The organism is Arthrobacter sp. 35/47, assembly GCF_000520475.1.
Classification (GTDB): Bacteria; Actinomycetota; Actinomycetes; order Actinomycetales; family Micrococcaceae; genus Arthrobacter_D; species Arthrobacter_D subterraneus.
In genome coordinates this window covers 44,873-62,685 of sequence record NZ_KI914613.1, presented here as the reverse complement: position 1 = coordinate 62,685, position 17,813 = coordinate 44,873, and the positions used below count along the sequence as shown (strand labels likewise).

20 protein-coding genes are annotated in these 17,813 nt (G+C 65.5%); 8 read left to right on the top strand and 12 right to left on the bottom strand.

Annotation, left to right across the window (positions count from 1 at the left end):
• Window positions 1-26: 26 nt before the first annotated feature.
• From X803_RS0112780 to pdhA, 3 genes are read right to left on the bottom strand one after another with little or no spacing between them, the layout of a single operon-like run.
• Window positions 27-1,475, bottom strand: a complete 1,449-nt coding sequence (locus X803_RS0112780) for a dihydrolipoamide acetyltransferase family protein (protein WP_026545433.1) — start codon at window positions 1,473-1,475, stop codon at window positions 27-29.
• The gene (locus tag X803_RS0112775; protein WP_026545432.1) at window positions 1,472-2,479 is read right to left on the bottom strand and encodes an alpha-ketoacid dehydrogenase subunit beta; all 1,008 of its coding nucleotides are present in this window, start codon (window positions 2,477-2,479) and stop codon (window positions 1,472-1,474) included. The genes X803_RS0112780 and X803_RS0112775 overlap by 4 nt, the downstream gene beginning before the upstream one ends.
• Window positions 2,479-3,609 (bottom strand): pyruvate dehydrogenase (acetyl-transferring) E1 component subunit alpha, encoded by a 1,131-nt coding sequence (gene pdhA / locus X803_RS0112770; protein ID WP_026545431.1) that lies wholly within the window; start codon window positions 3,607-3,609, stop codon window positions 2,479-2,481. Before pdhA ends, X803_RS0112775 begins: the two co-directional genes overlap by 1 nt.
• Window positions 3,610-3,813: 204 nt before the next feature.
• Here pdhA and X803_RS0112765 point away from each other — a divergent pair, with 204 nt between their 5' ends.
• Genes X803_RS0112765 through X803_RS21135 form a run of 3 tightly spaced genes read left to right on the top strand, consistent with a single transcriptional unit; the run spans window position 3,814 to window position 5,150 of the window.
• On the top strand, window positions 3,814-4,284 hold the full coding sequence (locus X803_RS0112765; protein WP_026545430.1) for an Lrp/AsnC family transcriptional regulator: 471 nt from the start codon (window positions 3,814-3,816) through the stop codon (window positions 4,282-4,284).
• 52 nt (window positions 4,285-4,336) lie between these two features.
• A complete protein-coding gene (locus X803_RS21955; RefSeq protein WP_245702732.1) occupies window positions 4,337-4,495 on the top strand; it encodes a DUF4383 domain-containing protein in 159 nt (52 codons plus the stop codon).
• A 16-nt stretch (window positions 4,496-4,511) separates the two neighbouring features.
• Entirely contained in the window at window positions 4,512-5,150 is a 639-nt protein-coding gene (locus tag X803_RS21135; protein ID WP_051470738.1) for a hypothetical protein, read from the top strand.
• A gap of 75 nt (window positions 5,151-5,225) precedes the next feature.
• Here the strand turns inward: X803_RS21135 and X803_RS0112750 are convergent, their stop codons facing one another.
• Together X803_RS0112750 and X803_RS0112745 are read right to left on the bottom strand one after the other, a co-directional pair.
• Window positions 5,226-6,845 (bottom strand): solute symporter family protein, encoded by a 1,620-nt coding sequence (locus tag X803_RS0112750; protein WP_026545429.1) that lies wholly within the window; start codon window positions 6,843-6,845, stop codon window positions 5,226-5,228.
• Window positions 6,842-7,225 carry a DUF485 domain-containing protein gene (locus X803_RS0112745; RefSeq protein ID WP_026545428.1) on the bottom strand — a complete coding sequence of 128 codons (384 nt, stop codon included), beginning with the start codon at window positions 7,223-7,225 and terminating at the stop codon, window positions 6,842-6,844. Before X803_RS0112745 ends, X803_RS0112750 begins: the two co-directional genes overlap by 4 nt.
• A gap of 228 nt (window positions 7,226-7,453) precedes the next feature.
• Between X803_RS0112745 and X803_RS0112740 the strand changes: the two genes are divergently transcribed.
• From X803_RS0112740 to X803_RS0112725, 4 genes are all read left to right on the top strand, one after another.
• The gene (locus X803_RS0112740; RefSeq protein WP_026545427.1) at window positions 7,454-8,647 is read left to right on the top strand and encodes a sensor histidine kinase; all 1,194 of its coding nucleotides are present in this window, start codon (window positions 7,454-7,456) and stop codon (window positions 8,645-8,647) included.
• Between the two features lie 62 nt (window positions 8,648-8,709).
• Complete coding sequence (locus X803_RS0112735; protein WP_026545426.1) at window positions 8,710-9,429, top strand: LytR/AlgR family response regulator transcription factor; 720 nt, start codon at window positions 8,710-8,712, stop codon at window positions 9,427-9,429.
• A 4-nt stretch (window positions 9,430-9,433) separates the two neighbouring features.
• Window positions 9,434-9,814 (top strand): DUF485 domain-containing protein, encoded by a 381-nt coding sequence (locus X803_RS0112730; RefSeq protein WP_026545425.1) that lies wholly within the window; start codon window positions 9,434-9,436, stop codon window positions 9,812-9,814.
• An 11-nt stretch (window positions 9,815-9,825) separates the two neighbouring features.
• Window positions 9,826-11,286, top strand: coding sequence for a sodium/solute symporter (locus tag X803_RS0112725; protein ID WP_026545424.1), 1,461 nt, complete (start codon window positions 9,826-9,828; stop codon window positions 11,284-11,286).
• 19 nt (window positions 11,287-11,305) lie between these two features.
• Here X803_RS0112725 and X803_RS0112720 read toward each other — a convergent pair whose 3' ends face one another.
• The 6 genes from X803_RS0112720 to rpsB form a co-directional block, all read right to left on the bottom strand.
• A complete protein-coding gene (locus X803_RS0112720) occupies window positions 11,306-11,884 on the bottom strand; it encodes a DivIVA domain-containing protein (protein ID WP_026545423.1) in 579 nt (192 codons plus the stop codon).
• Between the two features lie 19 nt (window positions 11,885-11,903).
• Window positions 11,904-12,890: a phosphatidate cytidylyltransferase gene (locus X803_RS0112715; protein WP_084033731.1), complete on the bottom strand. Its 987-nt coding sequence runs from the start codon at window positions 12,888-12,890 to the stop codon at window positions 11,904-11,906.
• On the bottom strand, window positions 12,890-13,447 hold the full coding sequence (gene frr, locus X803_RS0112710; protein ID WP_026545421.1) for a ribosome recycling factor: 558 nt from the start codon (window positions 13,445-13,447) through the stop codon (window positions 12,890-12,892). The genes X803_RS0112715 and frr overlap by 1 nt, the downstream gene beginning before the upstream one ends.
• Window positions 13,448-13,556: 109 nt before the next feature.
• Window positions 13,557-14,294, bottom strand: a complete 738-nt coding sequence (gene pyrH, locus X803_RS0112705) for a UMP kinase (protein WP_051470737.1) — start codon at window positions 14,292-14,294, stop codon at window positions 13,557-13,559.
• Between the two features lie 263 nt (window positions 14,295-14,557).
• Window positions 14,558-15,394: a translation elongation factor Ts gene (gene tsf, locus X803_RS0112700; RefSeq protein WP_026545419.1), complete on the bottom strand. Its 837-nt coding sequence runs from the start codon at window positions 15,392-15,394 to the stop codon at window positions 14,558-14,560.
• A 118-nt stretch (window positions 15,395-15,512) separates the two neighbouring features.
• Entirely contained in the window at window positions 15,513-16,442 is a 930-nt protein-coding gene (rpsB, locus tag X803_RS0112695) for a 30S ribosomal protein S2 (protein ID WP_026545418.1), read from the bottom strand.
• 425 nt (window positions 16,443-16,867) lie between these two features.
• On the opposite strand from rpsB, the gene X803_RS19845 reads away from it, so the two are divergent.
• A complete protein-coding gene (locus X803_RS19845; protein ID WP_084033729.1) occupies window positions 16,868-17,416 on the top strand; it encodes a M23 family metallopeptidase in 549 nt (182 codons plus the stop codon).
• Here the strand turns inward: X803_RS19845 and X803_RS19840 are convergent.
• Window positions 17,409-17,813 (bottom strand): acyl-CoA dehydrogenase family protein (locus X803_RS19840; protein ID WP_035778939.1); only part of this gene is annotated, 405 nt, incomplete at its 5' end. The genes X803_RS19845 and X803_RS19840 overlap by 8 nt on opposite strands.

The window sequence follows — 17,813 nt, the reverse complement described above, 5'->3', positions numbered from 1 at the left end:
AGTTCCTACAGGGGCGGGGCGTCGTATCAGACCATCGTCAGGACCATGCCCGGGTCCGACAGGATGGTGCCGATATCCGCGAGGAACCGCGAACCCTGTTCGCCGTCCACCAGCCGGTGGTCAAAGGACAGGCTGAGCGTCATCACCTGACGCAGCGCAATCTCATCCTGGTACTCCCACGGCATCTTCCGCACCGACCCCATGGCGAGGATCGCCGCCTCCCCCGGATTGAGGATGGGCGTTCCCGCATCGATACCGAAGACCCCCACGTTGGTGATGGAGATGGTTCCCCCTGACAGATCCGCCGGACTGGTTTTCCCTGCCCGGGCGGTCTCCGTAAGGTTCTTCAGCGCGTCGGCGAGCCCGCGAAGGCCCAGCGCCTGGGCATCCTTGATGTTCGGCACCATCAGGCCCCGCGGAGTGGCCGCCGCAATCCCGAGGTTCACATAATGGTGCTGCACAATCTCCTGTGCAGCCTCATCCCAGCGTGAATTCAGTGTCGGATTCCGGTCGAGGGCGATGCACAGCGCCTTGGCCACCAGCGCCAGCGGCGTGATGCGCACATCCGCGAACGCCCGGCTCGTCTTCAACCGGGCCAGCAGCTCCATGGACGCCGTAACATCGACGGTCAGGAACTCGGTCACGTGCGGAGCGGTGAAGGCACTGGCCACCATGGCGGCAGCGGTGTGCTTGCGGACGCCCTTGATCGGCGTCCGCGTCTCCCGCTCCCCGGCAGCGGACGACGCCGGTGCGCCGCCTGGCTGCGACACCTCCTCCGGCGTTGCGTGCCCTTTGCCGGCCGCTCCTTCGTGGGCCGCGCCCTCCTGGGCCGCCAGCACATCCTCGCGGGTGATGAGGCCCTGCGGTCCCGTGCCGTTCAGCTGTGCGAGGTCAATCCCCAGATCCCGCGCCAGCTTGCGCACCGGCGGCGTGGACCGTGGACGTTCCCGCGGGGCCTCGGCTGGAGCGGACGGTTCGTCCGCCGGAGCGGACGGCACGGCCGCAGCCGAAGAGACCGCAGGCACAGGAGTTTCGGCAGGCACAGGAGTTTTGATGGGCCCAGGAGTTTCGCTGCGCCGGGCCCGGCGGGCGGGCCTGCCGGACTTTTCCAGGGCTGCGCCGTAACCCACAAGGTTGGGTTCGCGTTTGGCCGGCTGCGCGTCGTCGTCGTCGTCGGCTGTTGCCTTACCGGCGCCTGCGCCGGAATCCCCTCCTGAATCCCCGCCCGGCACATCGAAGGAGACGATTGGCGAACCGACCTCCACCACGGTTCCCGGCTGCTCATGGAGTTTCGCCACCACACCGGCATAGGGCGAGGGCAGCTCGACGACGGCCTTCGCGGTTTCGACATCGGCAATAACCTGGTTGAGCTCCACGGTGTCGCCCACGGCGACATGCCAGGCGACGATCTCCGATTCGGTCAGGCCTTCGCCAAGATCGGGCAGTCGGAATTCCTTGATCACCGGCGCCACTATCCTTCCAGTCCGCTCAGGGAGTTGGGCCGGCCCAGGGCGCGGTCAACCCCGTCCAGTATCCGGTCCAGATCCGGAAGGTGATGGAACTCCAGCTTGGAGTACGGGTACGGGATGTCGAATCCCGTCACACGGACCGGCGCATGCTCCAGGTAGTAGAAGCAGCGCTCGGTGATGCTGGCGGCGATCTCGGCACCGAGCCCACCCGACTGCGCGGCTTCATGGGTAATGACCAGACGGCCTGTTTTCCGGACCGACTTCTCCACGGTGGCGAAATCAATCGGCGCGAGGGAACGCAGGTCGATCACCTCGACCGAGACGCCGTCGTCGGACGCGGCAACGGCGGCATCACGCGCGGTAGGCACCAGCGGCCCGTACGTCACCAGTGTGACGTCGCTGCCCTCGGTGACCACGCGGGCATCACCCATGCCGGTGGCGGTGATGTCCACGCTCTCATCGACCTCGCCCTTCAGGTGATAGCGGCGCTTCGGTTCAAAGTACAGGACGGGATCGTCGCTCGCGATGGCCTGCTGGATCATCACGTAGGCGTCCTGCGGGTTCGAGACACTGACCACCCGCAGGCCCGAGGTATGGGTGAAGTACGCCTCAGGGGATTCCGAGTGGTGCTCGGGGGAACCGATGCCGCCGCCGAAGGGCACCCGGATGGTGATCGGCATTTTCACGTTGCCTTGGGTGCGATAGTGCAACTTGGCCACCTGGCACACGATCTGGTCGAACGCCGGATAAATGAAACCGTCAAACTGGATCTCGACGACGGGCCGGTACCCGCGGTACGCCATGCCGACCGCCGTGCCCATGATCCCGGATTCCGCGAGGGGCGTATCCACGACGCGGTGCGGTCCGAAGTCCTTCTGGAGGCCGTCGGTGACGCGGAAGACGCCGCCCAGCTTCCCGATGTCCTCTCCCATGAGGACAACCTTCGGGTCATTCTCCATGGCCCTGCGAAGACCGGCGTTGATCGCACGGCCGAATGTCATGGTTGCCATCAGCGGCTCGCCTCCTCGGAGGACTCGGATACAGGAGATTCAAAAGAGGCCAGGTAGTGCTCGTACTGGTCCTGCTGGCGTTCAAGCCACGAGTTGGGCTCGCTGTAGACGTGCTTGAAGACGTCCTGCGCCGCCGGTTCCGGCATGGAGATGCAGCCCTCGCGGAGGCGGGCCGCGACGTCGTCGGCTGATGCCTGAACCGAGTCACTCACCTCGGCGGGCAGGAGCCCTTCGGCGTCGAGCAGCCCGGCGAGCCGCGCGATGGGGTCCTTGGCGGCCCAGTCTTCCAGCTCGTTGGCATCCCGGTAGCGGGTGGGGTCATCGGCCGTGGTGTGCGGGCCCATCCGGTAGGTCACTGCCTCAATGAACGTGGGGCCGCCGCCGGTGCGGGCGCGGTCGAGGGCCTCGCGGGTGACGGCAAGGCACGCCAGCACGTCGTTGCCGTCGACGCGGACGGAGGGAATGCCGAACCCCGGCGCGCGCCGCGCAATGGGAACATGCGCCTGGAGCCGCACCGGCTCGGAGATGGCCCACTGGTTGTTCTGGCAGAAGAAGATGACCGGCGCCTGGTAGCTGGCGGCGAACACCATGGCCTCATTCACATCGCCCTGGCTGGTGGCTCCGTCGCCGAAGTAGGTCACGGCGACCGAGTCAGCGCCGTCGTGCAGGATGCCCATCGCGTAGCCGGTGGCATGCAGGGTCTGCGCCCCGATGATGACCTGTGTCGGCGCCATGTTGATGGCGAAGGGATCCCAGCCCGCAGAGGCGTTGCCCCGCCAGACGCGCATCAGGTCGGTGAGGTCCACTCCCCTGCAGTACGCGACGCCGCTCTCGCGGTAGCTGGAAAAGACAAAGTCGTCTTCCCTCAGGGCACGGGCCGATCCGATCTGTGCGGCCTCCTGGCCGAGAAACGGCGGCCAGAGCGCCAGCTCGCCCTGACGCTGGAGGGCGGTGGCCTCCGCGTCGATCCGGCGGATCACCACCATGTCCCGGTACAGCGCCTGCAGGGCCTCGCCGTCGACGTCGGCCACCCAGCGGTCATATACCGGGTGGTGCCGGCGTTCACCGTTGGGCGCTATGAGCTGTACCAGCTCATCCTGCGCTGCGTCCGCTTCGTTGTTCAGGAGCACGTTCCTCTTCCTTCTCACTTCCAGCGACGGCGGATGGATTACACCCGCCGACCGCAGCCACCGGCGCCGCTTCAGGGCCGTGGGCACCATTGCCCGAGGTTTACTGTGACGATACTCACGTAGGCAACACCGCACAACCGATTCCGGAATGGCTGAGCATTGTGCTCTATTTGCCACCTCCGCCCCGTGCTAGCGTTGCGCACTATGCAGCCCCTTGACGCCACCGACACGCGGCTCCTGCTGGCACTGGCCCGGGACTCGCGGCGCACCGTCGTTGCCCTGGCCCAGAAGCTGGGACTTTCACGCAATACCGTGCAGGCCCGCATGGCCCGCCTTGAGAAGAATTCGACCTTCCTGTCCTTCGAGCGCCGCATCAATCCGGCAGCCCTCGGCTATCCGCTGACGGCTTTCATCCAGGTGCATGTCGACCAGCGGAAACTCAGCTCGATCACCGCCCGGCTGGCCGACATCCCGGAGGTCCTGGAGGCCCATGGGTTGACCGGGCAGTCGGACATCATGGTGCGGGTGGTCTCGGTGGACGCGGAGGATCTCTTCCGGATCAACGGAAAGATCCTGGCGTGCGACGGCGTGGAACGCTGCGATACCTCCCTCGCCATGCATGAGCTGATTCCCTACCGCATGGAGCCGCTGCTCCAGCGTGGTGCGGAGGAGTAGCCACGCGGTTTTCCGAAGAGAACCATCCGGAACGCCGGCGGACCCGAATGGTGTGCAGAGCTCCGCCACGGAGGGCAACGCGCTCATCATCTTCGAAGTCAACCCGCTGCACAACATCATCCACATGGCGAGCGCCGTCCTCCTGCTCGGTGTCGGTCTCTCACAGGACAAGAGCACCCACGCCTCCAAGACCCGCGCACACGCTGCGTAGTCCGGGCGGTCCGGTCATGCGCACTGCTGCAGCCGGAGAGCAGGTACTCCCTGTTCTCCGGCCCGGCCCAACCCAGGAGATCGCCGGCGGCGAACTCGTCCGGTTCCTGGCGGCATTCGCCGCCCTGAGCGCAGGCCTTACGTTCTTTGCGCTCGCCGCCGATAACCTGCTGGCGGCAGAAGGTCCAGCACCCATCGCGCTGGGTGCTCTCATCGGTCTCTGGGCTGTTGTCCACACACTCTGGGGCATCCTGGTATTGCGAAACCGGCCAGGTGGAAACCGACCGGAGGCCTGGCTTGTCCGGTTCGTGCCTACCGCGCTGCCTGCTGTTGGCGCGGTCGTCCTTGTTGTCCTTGCCTGGGGCGCACTGCTCGCGTCGGCAGGCAGCAGGACGTTCAATCTGACGCTTGCCTCCACTCTCGCGCTTGTCCTTCTGCAGTTGGGCGCGTCCGCCGCCCGGCGCCGGCAGACTTCAGCTGCGCGATCCGGATCCCAACCGGCGCCGGGCAGACTGCTGGTCGGCCTTTTCTTCTCAGCCGTTCTGGTGGCGGGGATTGCGACGCCCGGCCTCGCCGCGTCAACGGCCGGCGACAACGCTGTGCCGCACGGCACACATGGGACTGCGCCTGTGCCGTCAGATCACGCAGACCACTAGGGCATTCCACTGGTCGACACACGCCGAAGGGGCCGGAATCACAATGATTCCGGCCCCTCTGATGTGCCCGTGCTGCTAGTGGCTGGTTGCCTTCTCGGCACCCACACCGGTCAGCGAGCGGACCTCCATCTCCGCCTGCTTCTGCGGATCTTCGGTTTCTTTCGAGAGCACGGTCCCGAGCCAGCCGAGGAAGAAGGCCAGCGGAATCGAGACGATCCCGGGGTTGCTCAGCGGGAACCAGGCGAAGTCCACCGTCTGGATCATCGACTTCTCGGCCCCCGAGACCACGGGCGAGAACGCGATCAGGATGATCGCTGAACCAAGGCCGCCGTACATGCTCCACAGCGCGCCCTGGGTATTGAACTTCTTCCAGAACAGCGAGTAGATGATGGTCGGCAGGTTCGCACTGGCTGCGACAGCGAAGGCCAGCGCGACCAGGAAGGCCACGTTCTGCCCCTGCGCGCCGATTCCGCCGGCGATGGAGAGCAGACCGATCACGATGACCGTCCGTCGCGCCACCTTCACCTCACCGTCCGGGTCGACCTTGCCCTTGCGTACCACGTTCGCGTAGATATCGTGGGCGAACGATGCAGCAGCCGTGATGGTCAGCCCGGCGACCACCGCAAGGATGGTGGCAAAGGCGACCGCAGAGATAACTCCCAGCAATAGCGGCCCGCCGAGTTCGAAGGCGAGCAGCGGCGCCGCCGAGTTCACTCCGCCGGGAGCGCCGTTGATCCGGTCTGCGCCGATCAGCGCACCGGCACCGTAACCGAGGACCAGGGTGAACACGTAGAACGCACCGATGAGCCAGATGGCCCAAACCACGGATCGCCGTGCCTCTTTGGCCGTCGGCACCGTGTAGAAGCGCATCAGAACGTGCGGCAACGCCGCCGTACCGAGGACCAGGGCGAGCGCCAGCGAGATGAAGTCCAGCTTGGTGGTGGCAGTAGCCCCGTACTGCAGGCCAGGTCCGACGATGTCCGGGTTGCCCGAAGTCTCAATGGCGGCCCCGAGCAGCGCGGAGAAATTGAAGCCGTAGATAGCAAGCACCCACACCGTCATGATGAACGCACCGGCAATGAGCAGGCAGGCCTTGATGATCTGCACCCACGTGGTCCCCTTCATACCGCCGATCAGTACGTAAAGAATCATCAGCGCTCCGACAACAACGATCACCAGCGACTGGCCGAGCTTGTCATCGATACCCAGCAGCAACGACACAAGACCGCCGGCGCCGGCCATCTGCGCCAGCAGGTAAAAGAAGCACACCGCAAGCGTGGTGGTGGCAGCCGCGATGCGCACTGGTCGCTGCTTCAGCCGAAAGGACAGCACATCGGCCATGGTGAACTTGCCCGTGTTGCGGAGCAGTTCGGCAACAAGCAGGAGCGCGACCAGCCAGGCGACCAGGAACCCGATGGAGTACAGGAATCCGTCATATCCGTTGATGGCAATGGCGCCGACAATGCCCAGGAACGATGCCGCCGACAGGTAATCACCCGCGATGGCTGTGCCGTTCTGCGGCCCGGTGAAGGACCGGCCGGCTGCATAGTAGTCAGCAGCGGTGCTGTTGTTACGGCTGGCACGCAGCACCACGACCATGGTCACTGCTACAAAGAGCCCAAATATCAGCATGTTGAGCCACGGTTCACCGACCTGGGTCGACTCGACGGCCTGCCGTGGTAGGGACTGGATCATTTGGTTCCTCCTGCGCCGTCCTGAAACACCTCGGGTGCTTCAGACTCGAGCTCATTGCGCAACTCTTCCGCGATGGGGTCAAGGTGCTTGTTGGCATAGCTGACGTACCACATGGTGATAGCGAAAGTGCTCGCCACCTGAAGCAGCCCGAAGATCAGGCCGATGTTGACATTCCCGAAAACCGGCGTGGACATGAACTCGTGGGCGTAATCGGCAAGCAGGACGTACAGGAAGTACCAGAGCAGGAACGCTGCTGCCATGGGGAAGACGAAGCTGCGGTGACGCTTCCTCAGCTCCTTGAACCGTGGCCTTCCCTGGACTTCGGTGAAGTCCACCGGGGTAGCCGGCGGTGCGCCGGGTGCGGATGGGTCGTGGCCCATTGAAACCTCCTCGTTTGGGGCCTCCCGCGTCTCTGCCAGACCGCGCTGGACGGCATAAAGCATGGGAGTGTGACTCCCATCACTGTCCGCCACCGAGGAGCCCGCTGCCAAGCTCCAGGCCAGGCCCTTCGCTCAACGGACCCGGGCGTGCGATGAACGGCAGGCACCTGCGCTGAACGGTAGCCGCATGGTGCCGGTCATGACGCCTTGCACCGCTACTCTTGACCCATGCTCAGCCCCGCCGTCGACGTCACTCTTGTTGCCGCCGTCGTTCTTGTCACCCTCGTGGTGGTGGCGGTCCTGGGCTTCAGGTTTTCCCGTTCCTACCGGGATCTCGGTTCGGACGCCGACCGCGCCACCTACGCCACGCTGCACACTGTCGCCCTCGCCTCTGAGCATCTGCGGACGGGCCTGACGCCGAGCGGTGCGTCCAGGGCTGCACGCCACCTGCGGGGCCTGCTGCGCTGCCAGGCGCTGCTCATGACAGACACCGGTGGCGTCCTGGCCTGGGACGGGACGGCACCGGAACCGGCGGACGCAATGCTCCTGGCCCGTGAGGTTCTCGCCAGCGGGCGCACCCAGATTTTCAAGCAGTCGCAACTGAAATCCGTAACCGGGCAGGGCAACGGACTCACCGAGGCCGTGATCGCACCGATCAGGGTCAACGGCAGGGTGGTAGGCACAGTCGGCGCCTTCGCGCTGTCGGTCAATGCAGGGCTGGTCCGCGCCACCAACGAGGTGGGCGCCTGGGTAGCCACCCAGGCCGAACTGGCGGAACTGGATTCGTCCCGGACCCAGCTCATGGAAGCCGAGGTCCGCGCGCTCCGGGCACAGATCAGCCCGCACTTCATCTACAACTCCCTGAACGCCATCGCCTCCTTCATCAACACGGACCCTGAACGCGCCCGCGAACTGGTCGTCGAGTTCGCGGACTTCACCCGCTACTCGTTCCGCAGGCACGGCGACTTCACCACGGTGGCCGAGGAACTGAGGTCGATCGACCGGTATCTCCTGCTTGAACGGGCACGCTTCGGTGAGCGGTTGAAGGTCAGTCTCCAGATCGGCCCGGAGGTCCTCAGCACGGTGATTCCCTTCCTCAGCCTGCAGCCGCTGGTGGAGAACGCGGTCCGTCACGGACTCGATTCGAAGGACGGGACAGGAAACATCACCATCACCGCACACGACGCCGGCGCCTACGCTGAGGTGACCGTCGAGGACGACGGCGTGGGGATGGATCCCGAACGGTTGCGCGCAGTCCTTGCCGGGCACGTGGACGGCGTGCATGTGGGACTGCGCAACGTCGACTCGAGGCTGCGCCAGGTCTACGGTGACGCCCACGGGCTAATCATCGACACGGCACCGGGCGCGGGTACGCTGATCACCCTGCGCATTCCGAAATCCCAGCCCGATCACCAGGCCTGAGCGTCCGTGCCCGGTTGTGTCCCCGGGCAGGCCGGACGGTGAATTCCGCGTAATCTGGTTCCATGGTCAACGTGGTCATCGTCGATGATGAGCTTCCGGCACTCGCGGAGCTGGGCTTTTTGCTGTCCCGGGATGCCCGCATCGACAGCATCCATCAGGCCTCCAGCGGCGCCGAGGCGCTCCGGATCCTGCAGAGCAACCCGATCGATGCGCTGTTCCTGGACATCCACATGCCCTCGCTCTCCGGGCTGGACATCGCCCGCGTCATTTCCCGCTTCAGCCGTCCTCCCGCCGTCGTGTTTGTCACCGCGGACGAGGACCGGGCGCTGGAAGCGTTCGAGCTGCGCGCCGTGGACTACCTGCTCAAGCCGGTACGCACCGAGCGGCTCACCGAGTCGGTCCGGCGCATCTGTGAGCTGATGGAGGACGGCGCGGCCACACCGGAAATCATCACGGTGGACCAGGGCGGAATCAGCAAGATGATCCGCCGTGACGAAATCCGCTACGTTCAGGCGCAGGGGGACTACGCCCGGCTGCACACCGCGGAGGCCAGCTATCTCATCCGGATTCCGCTCAATGACCTTGAGAGGCAGTGGGCCGACGCGGGGTTTGTGCGGACGCACCGCTCCTACCTTGTGGCGATGGACCAGGTGACCCAGGTGAAGCTGGCGACGGGCAAGGCGAGCGTGCTGGTCGGGGACGCTGAGCTGCCGGTCAGCCGGCGCCACCTGTCCGAGATCCGCGGCAAGCTTGAAGCCACGCGCCTCAGGCCCGGACAGTAACACCGTGTCCGAACCTGTCCAGCGTCCCGAGCGTGTCCGGGTCACCGCCCCGCAATCCGCCGCCGGACCGGGAACAACCTATCCGGTGGCACGGGAGATGGCCGAGCAGTCCGACGTCGGTGAACTGTTTGTCCGCTCCCTCATCCGTTCCCAGCTGAGGCTGGCCGTGGTGGTGGCGTCCGGCTTCCTGGTGATCCTCGTCGGCATTCCTGTTCTGTTCAGCGTGTTCCCGGTCATCCACTCCTGGACCGTCGCAAGCGTGCCCGTGCCCTGGCTGCTCCTCGGCTTCGGCATCTATCCCGTGGTGATCGGTTGCGCGGTGCTGTATGTGCGCAGCGCGGGGCGCATCGAACAGCGCTTCCGGGATCTGGTGGATGACCAGTGACGTTCCCCGAACTGAATCCCGCAGTCGGTTACGTTTCGCTCATCCTGGTGTCGCTCGCGACCGTCCTGATCGGCATCTACGGGCTCCGGATCTCCCGGACTACCGGCGACTTCTATGTGGCATCGCGTACCGTCCGCCCCTGGTGGAATGCCTCCGCGATCGGCGGTGAGTACCTCTCGGCCGCGAGCTTCCTCGGGGTTGCCGGGCTGATCCTGCTCTCCGGCGTGGACGCGCTCTGGTTTCCCATCGGCTACACCGCCGGGTACCTCATGCTGCTGTTGTTCGTCGCCGCTCCCCTGCGGCGGTCGGGCGCGTACACCATCCCGGATTTCGCCGAAGCGCGCCTGGAGTCCCGGAACGTCCGCCGGGTAACCAGCCTGCTGGTGATCGCCGTGGGGTGGCTCTACATCGTTCCGCAGCTGCATGGGGCAGCCCTGACCGTCCGCATCACCACCGGCCTGCCGTCCTGGGTAGGGTCGGTCGCCGTCGTCGTTGTGGTCTGCCTGAGCGTCATCACCGGCGGCATGCGCTCCATCACCTTTGTCCAGGCGTTCCAGTACTGGCTGAAGCTGACGGCCCTGGCAGTGCCGGTGGTGTTCATCCTGATCCAGCTGGCCGGCACCGGTGGGTCCATCACGGACAACGGCGCTGTCTTCGATTCCGGACTCAACACCACCGCTGATGCCTCGCTGTACCAGAACATCTCCCTCGTCATCGCACTGCTCTTCGGCACGCTGGGCCTGCCCCATGTGCTGGTGCGCTTCTACACCAACCCGGACGGCGTCTCGGCCCGGCGCACCACCCTGATAGTGCTGGGGCTGCTCTCAGTCTTCTATCTGTTCCCCACCCTGTACGGGGTCCTGGGCAGGATCCATACGCCGGAACTCGCCGTGCAGGGTGCAGCGGACGCCACCGTGCTGCTGTTGCCAAGCCGCATTTTCGACGGCGTGGGCGGGGACATTTTGTCCGCCTTCGTCACCGCCGGAGCATTCGCTGCGTTCCTTTCCACCTCCAGCGGCCTGGTGGTCTCGCTGGCCGGAGTGGTCAGCCAGGACTTTTTCCGGGCCAGCGTCTCAGGCTTCCGCTGGGCGGCGATCGTGTCGGCGCTCATTCCACTCGGTTTTGCCCTGCTGACGGACACACTCGCCCTGGCCGGCAGCGTGAGCATGGTGTTCGCCTTCACCGCCTCGACCATCTGCCCGCTGCTGGTGCTCGGCATCTGGTGGCGCGGGCTCACTGACGCCGGAGCGATTGCGGGCATGGTCTCAGGTGCGGTGTTGTGCGGCGGCTCGATTCTGCTCGCTGCCGCCCTGGGCATCGATCAGGCGCCGCAGTGGCTGAGGCTGCCCGCGCTCTGGACAGTCCCTGCCGCATTCGCGGTCACCGTGGCGGTGTCGCGTTTCACCGCCGGGCGCAGGCCTTCAAGCGCCTCGCGGGTGCTCGCCCGGCTGCACACGCCGGAACCTGCCTGAGCGCACGGGGGCGCACCGGTCAGTCGATGGCCGCCATGAGCTCGACCACGCGGTCGAGGAAGGCATCCACCTGGGTTTCCTCATAGCCGTCCTGGCCCACGGCCTCCCGGAAGACTGCCCGGCGGACCACGTCGACGCTGAGCGGCATGTCCCGCTCGAAGTAACCGAGTAGTTCGTCGCAGAGGGCGTCTACGTCATCGATGTCGTAGCTGGTCGCGTTCCTGCGCGACGGTCGGCGGAACCGCTCCCCCGGCGGTCGGTGCAGCCTGCCGCGCAGAACGGCGGAGATCCGCCCGATCTGCATGAGCCAGGCCTGCTCGCCGTTGGACTCGATCAGGGCGTCCCGCTCCCGCTGGGCAAAGACGTCCTCCAGACGGTCGAGGGCGGCATCGACCGCACGGGGCTCGTAACCGCCCCGGGCCGGGTCAAAGGCCATGGTGCGCACGTCGGTGCTGGTGACGGCTTCGCCGTCGGTGCCGTCGGAGTTGTAGAAGGTGCGGGCCCGGGTCAGGAACCGGTCAACCTGCTTCGCGTTGTAGCCGTACTCCCGCCGGCCTACGCGGGCAAACGGCGAGCTGCCGTTGCGTGCTCCATCCATGGGTGTGCGTATCTCTTTTCTACAGGGTTCCGGGTACCAATGTAACGGACAGCAGGAAGGCAACCGGAGAAGCGAAAACAATCGAATCGAGTCGGTCCATGACGCCGCCGTGTCCGGGCAGGAGGCTGCTCATGTCCTTCACGCCGAGCTCGCGCTTGATCATGGATTCTGCAAGGTCTCCGGCGGTGGCCGCCGCAACCACGGCAACGGCCAGGCAGATTCCCACCCACCACGGCCGGTCCAGCAGGAACACCACCGCGAGGACTCCCACCAGCATGGCTCCCCCGATCGAACCGGCGAACCCTTCCCACGACTTCTTGGGGCTGATGCGGGGCGCCATGGCGTGCTTGCCGAAGAAGGCCCCGATCAGGTACCCGAAGGTGTCATTGGAAACCACGAGGAGGAGCAGGGTGGCCACCTTGAGCGCACCGGAGGGTTCCTGCAGGAGCAGCATGGCGAAGCTGAGGAGGAACGGAACCCAGAGCAGCACGAAGGTGCCGGCCATGATGCTCCGTGCCGCATCCGGCGCGGGATCGAGGCTCCGCCAGAGCGCCAGCGCGGTCACCGAGACCACCGTCGCGAAGGCCAGCGCCTCGGGCCCGCCCAGATAGGCGGCGAACGGAAGTGCGACGCCGGCCGCCAGGGCGGGCACGGTGGGCACCTTGATCTGGCGTACTTCAAGCGCCCTGCCGACTTCCCAGACGCCGACGACGCCGATCACGGTGGTCAGCGCGACGAAGGCCAGCGGGAGGAACAGCATTCCCACGAGCAGGGACACGAGCAGCGCCAGCCCGACCACGATGGCAGCCGGAAGGTTACGCCCTGCCCGCGAGGTTTCGCCGGTCTTCGGGGACCGGGGACGACGCCTGAACAGGCTCCCCGGGCCCTGCTTCGCTGCCTCGCGCAAAGCACGCCTGCCCGTAACGACGACGCCGGCCGGCGCCTCGTATGCAGCGTCAGCAGCAGGCGTGCGGCCAGCCTCTGAAGAAGGCTGGGTTTCGCTCATCAGACCTCGAGCAGCTCGGTTTCCTTGCGCTTGAGCATGTCATCGATGGTGTCGGTATGGGACTTGGTCCGGGCGTCGAGGTCCTTTTCGGCGCGCGCACCTTCGTCCTCGCCGGCGTCTCCGTCCTTCACGGCCTTGTCGATGCCGTCCTTGGCCTTGCGGCGGATGTTCCGGATCTGGATCTTGGCATCCTCAGCCTTGCCGCGGACCAGCTTGACGTATTCCTTGCGCCGTTCCTCGGTCAGTTCGGGGAGCACCACCCGGATCACGTTGCCGTCATTGGACGGGTTGGCGCCGAGATCGGAGTCACGGAGGGCCTTCTCGATCTCGCTCAGCGCGGAGCGGTCAAACGGGGTGATCAGCAGGGTGCGAGCTTCCGGGTTCTGGAAGGACGCCAGCTGCTGCAGCGGCGTCGGCGAGCCGTAGTAGTTGACGATGACCTTCGAGAACAGGGACGGGTTGGCGCGGCCGGTGCGTACGGTCGCGAAGTCTTCCTTTGCTGCCTCGACTGCCTTGTCCATGCGGGCTGTGGCGTCTGACATGGTCTCTTCGATCACGATTTCTCCTTTGGTTCGAAATCCGCTGCTTTCAAGCGTCCGATTCAGTTGATAATCCTAGTTCACAGCCGGGGTTCCGCTGGGACCGTCCAGCCGTTGCGCGCCGCGTTCAGGGACTGACGATAGTACCGATCCGCTCACCCATGATGGCGCTGGTGACGTTGCCTTCGCCCTCCATGCCGAAGACCACCATCGAGAGATTGTTGTCCTTGCACATGGTCATGGCGGTCTGGTCCATCACCCGGATGTCCTGGCGCAGGGCGTCGTCGTAGGACAGCGAGTCAAGCTTGCGCGCGGTCGCGTCCTTGTGCGGATCCGCCGTGTACACACCGTCCACACCGCTCTTGGCCATAAGTACGACGTCGGCCCGGACTTCCAGCGCACGCTGGGCGGCGACGGTGTCGGTGGAGAAGTAGGGCAGGCCGGCTCCTGCACCGAAGATGACCACCCGGCCCTTTTCCAGGTGCCGGATGGCCCGCCGGGGAATGTAGGCCTCGGCGACCTGCCCCATGGTGATAGCGCTCTGGACACGGGTTTCGACGCCGGCCTGTTCCAGGAAGTCCTGCAGGGCCAGGCAGTTCATCACGGTGCCGAGCATCCCCATGTAGTCCGCGCGCGAGCGGTCCATCCCGCTCTGCGACAATTCGGCGCCGCGGAAGAAGTTCCCGCCGCCGACGACAATGGCGACCTCCACTTCGCCGACCGTCGCAGCGATCTGCTTCGCGATACCCCGCACCATTTCCGGGTCAACTCCGAGTTTGCCGCCGCCGAAGACCTCTCCGGAAAGCTTCAACAGCACCCGCCGGCGCGGGGACCCGCTGTTGCCTGCGTTGATGTGGTTGTCCATGATGCCTCCCGGGCTGTTCTTGCATGAGTGTCGGTTGCGTCCCTGCGCTGAGGAGTCAACGCAGCTGGAGTTGCTGTCTGTCCTGCCGCATTGCCGTCCGGCGGGCAGGACCGTGGTCTGGTGGGTCGGTCCTGGGTCTGATGGGGTCAGTCTTGCAGGTTTCCGGCGGCTTCCCCACGCCGGACATGGCGGAGGGGCGGCCACCGTGGCGACCGCCCCTCCATCATCTCAAACAATCAGCGACCCGTGAGGATCACGTGTGCTCAGGCACCCACCCGGAAGCGGGCGAACTGCTTGGGCTCAACGCCGGCTTCCTTGAGGACCTGTGCAACGGACTTCTTGGCGTCCTTGGCGAACGCCTGGTCAACCAGCACGCCCTCCTTGAAGAAGCCGGTCAGGCGACCTTCGACGATCTTGGTGAGAGCGGCTTCGGGCTTGCCCTCGGCGCGTGCGGTTTCGTCAGCAATGCGGCGTTCGGTTTCGACAAGCTCTGCCGGGACATCCTCGCGGGTGAGGTAGGTCGGCGAGTAGGCGGCGATGTGAACGGCGACGTCGTGCGCAGCCTCGGCTGCAGCCTCTCCGCTGCCTTCAACGGCGAAGAGGACGCCGACCTGCGCGGGCAGGTCCTTGGAGGTCTTGTGCAGGTACGCGTCAACGATTGCACCCTCGACGCGTGCAACGCGGCGGATGTCCACCTTTTCACCGAGCAGCGCACCGGCTTCGATGACGTGCTCCGAGACAGGCTTGCCGTCAACGGAGTGCGCGAGCAGCGACTCCACGTCGGAGGCACCGGACTCGATGGCCGCAGCGAGTACCTTGTTGGCGAACTCGATGAACGGCCCGGCCTTGGCGACGAAGTCGGTTTCACAGTTGACCTCAACCATGACGCCGACGTTGCCATCGACCCGGGCTGCCACGAGACCTTCAGCGGTTGAACGGCCTTCACGCTTGGTGGCGCCCTTCAGACCCTTGATGCGGATGAGCTCCATGGCCTTGTCGGCATCGCCGTTGGCCTCGTCGAGAGCCTTCTTCACGTCCATCATTCCGGCGCCGGTCCGCTCGCGGAGAGCCTTGATGTCAGCGGCAGTGTAGTTTGCCATTTGAACTCCTCAGATGTGGTTTTCTCGTCAAGCTAATGTGAGTAAAAGTTCTCCGGACCAGATGTCCGGCACAAGCGAAAGGGTGCGGGCTTTGGAGTCCCGCACCCTTTCGATGAAACTACTTGCTCTCGCCGTTCGCGGCTTCCCCGGCAGGTGCTTCCTCAGCAGCAGGTGCTTCGGCAGCGGGAGCCTCTTCGGCTGCCGGTGCTTCCTCGGCTGCAGGTGCCTCTTCAGCAGGTGCGGCGTCGGCTGCCGGGGCCTCTTCGGCTGCAGGAGCGGCGCTGCCTTCAAGCAGTTCGCGCTCCCACTCGGCGAGGGGCTCCTCGGCTGCGGCAGCGTCGTTGCCCGAAGCACGGTTGTTGCGGGCGATGAGGCCTTCAGCAACGGCGTCGGCGACCACGCGGGTCAGCAGGTTGACGGCGCGGATGGCGTCGTCGTTGCCCGGGATCGGGAAGTCGACCTCGTCGGGATCGCAGTTCGTGTCCAGGATGGCAACGACCGGGATGTTGAGCTTCTTGGCCTCGTCGATTGCGAGGTGCTCTTTCTTGGTGTCGACAACCCACACGATGGAGGGAGCCTTGGTGAGGTTGCGGATGCCGCCCAGGTTGTTCTGGAGTTTGGTCAGCTCGCGCTGCAGCAGGAGGAGTTCCTTCTTGGTGTGGCCGGAACCGGCGACATCCTCGAAGTTGATTTCCTCAAGCTCCTTCATGCGCTGGATGCGCTTGGAGACGGTCTGGAAGTTGGTGAGCATGCCACCGAGCCAGCGCTGGTTCACGTACGGCTGGCCTACACGGGTGGCCTGCTCGGCGATTGCTTCCTGGGCCTGCTTCTTGGTGCCGACGAACAGTACGGTTCCGCCGTGGGCAACGGTGGCCTTGATGAACTCGTAGGCGCGGTCGATGTAGGACAGCGACTGCTGGAGGTCAATGATGTAGATTCCGTTGCGCTCCGTGAAAATGAAGCGCTTCATCTTCGGGTTCCAGCGACGGGTCTGGTGGCCGAAGTGGACGCCGCTGTCGAGCAGCTGGCGCATGGTAACGACTGGCATGTCGTTCCTTTCGTTGGGCAGCGCAGGTATTCCTGCAACTCTGCCGGTTTGACGGTTGATGTCCCGCTAGTAACGCGGGGGTCCTGGTGTCCTTCAGCCTGGCGGCCACTGCTCCAACCGGATTCCTCCGGACCGCTGGAGCAGTGTTCCCAGACGTGCGCTCTCTCAATGAAAATCTCCGGAGAACTGCCTGCGAATCGGGACACGCGTAGTCAGTAACCGTTGCCGGGCACGCCAGTGCGAAAGCTTTTATGGCATGACGGCATACGGATAACTGCTTTCCCCAGTGTACTACAGCCCCGCGCCGCTCCTGACGGCCGCCGCAGGGTCCATTCCGTCCTCCACAGCCTGCGGGATCCGCTGGTTTTTTCCACATCAGCGCTCGACGCCGGCCGCCGGGACCGTGGAGCCGGCACTCTCAGGAGATGGCATCCCTGAAGAAACTGCTCCGCCCGCTCACCATTGCGGTGACCGCCTCCGGTGTGCTGCTCTCACAGGGTCCGCCGGTGCCGGCATCCCCGATGCCCGAGTCTCCGGCACCCGCACCAGCCTGGGAGTGGCCGCTTAGCGGCACTCCGCCGGTCCTGCGGCACTTCGACCGGCCGCCGCAACGGTGGATGGCCGGGCACCGGGGAGTCGACCTTGGTGCCGTCGACGGCACAGTCCGCAGCCCGGCTGACGGTGTGGTGGTGTTTGCCGGCACGGTGGTGGACCGCCCCGTGCTGACCATCGACCACGGCGACGGTCTCCTGTCCAGCTTCGAGCCGGTGACGGCCTCGCTCGGGAAGGGCGAGGCCGTCAGGGCCGGGCAGGCCGTCGGGCACATCAGCACCGAACCGCACTGCCCCGGCCTCTGCGTGCACTGGGGAGTCAGAAGAAACGGCGAGTACGTCAACCCGCTCCCCTTCGTCTCTGACCGGCGGCCCTCCGTCCTGCTGCCGCCGGCCACTTCCAGTGAGGGACCCGCTAGATGAAGGCGGCGATTCCCGTGATGGCGCGGCCGGCAACCAGCGAGTTGATCTCATACGTGCCCTCATAGGAGTACACGGCTTCAGCGTCAGCGAAGATCTTGGCCATCTCGTAGTCGGTGACAATGCCGTTGCCGCCCAGAATGCTGCGGCCGAGGGCGACGGTCTCCCGCATCCGGGCAGTAGTGAACGCCTTGGCGAGCGCCGACTGCTCGTCGCGTGCGCCGCCGTCGTCGGCCAGCTGGGCAAGACGGACCATCATGCCCAGCGAACTGACGGTGTTCCCCAGCATCTCCACCAGCTGCTGCTGGATGAGCTGGAAGGAGGCCAGCGGACGGCCGAACTGCTGCCGCTCCACCGCGTACCGGCGGGCAACGTCGAAGGCCGCGAGCTGCTGACCGAC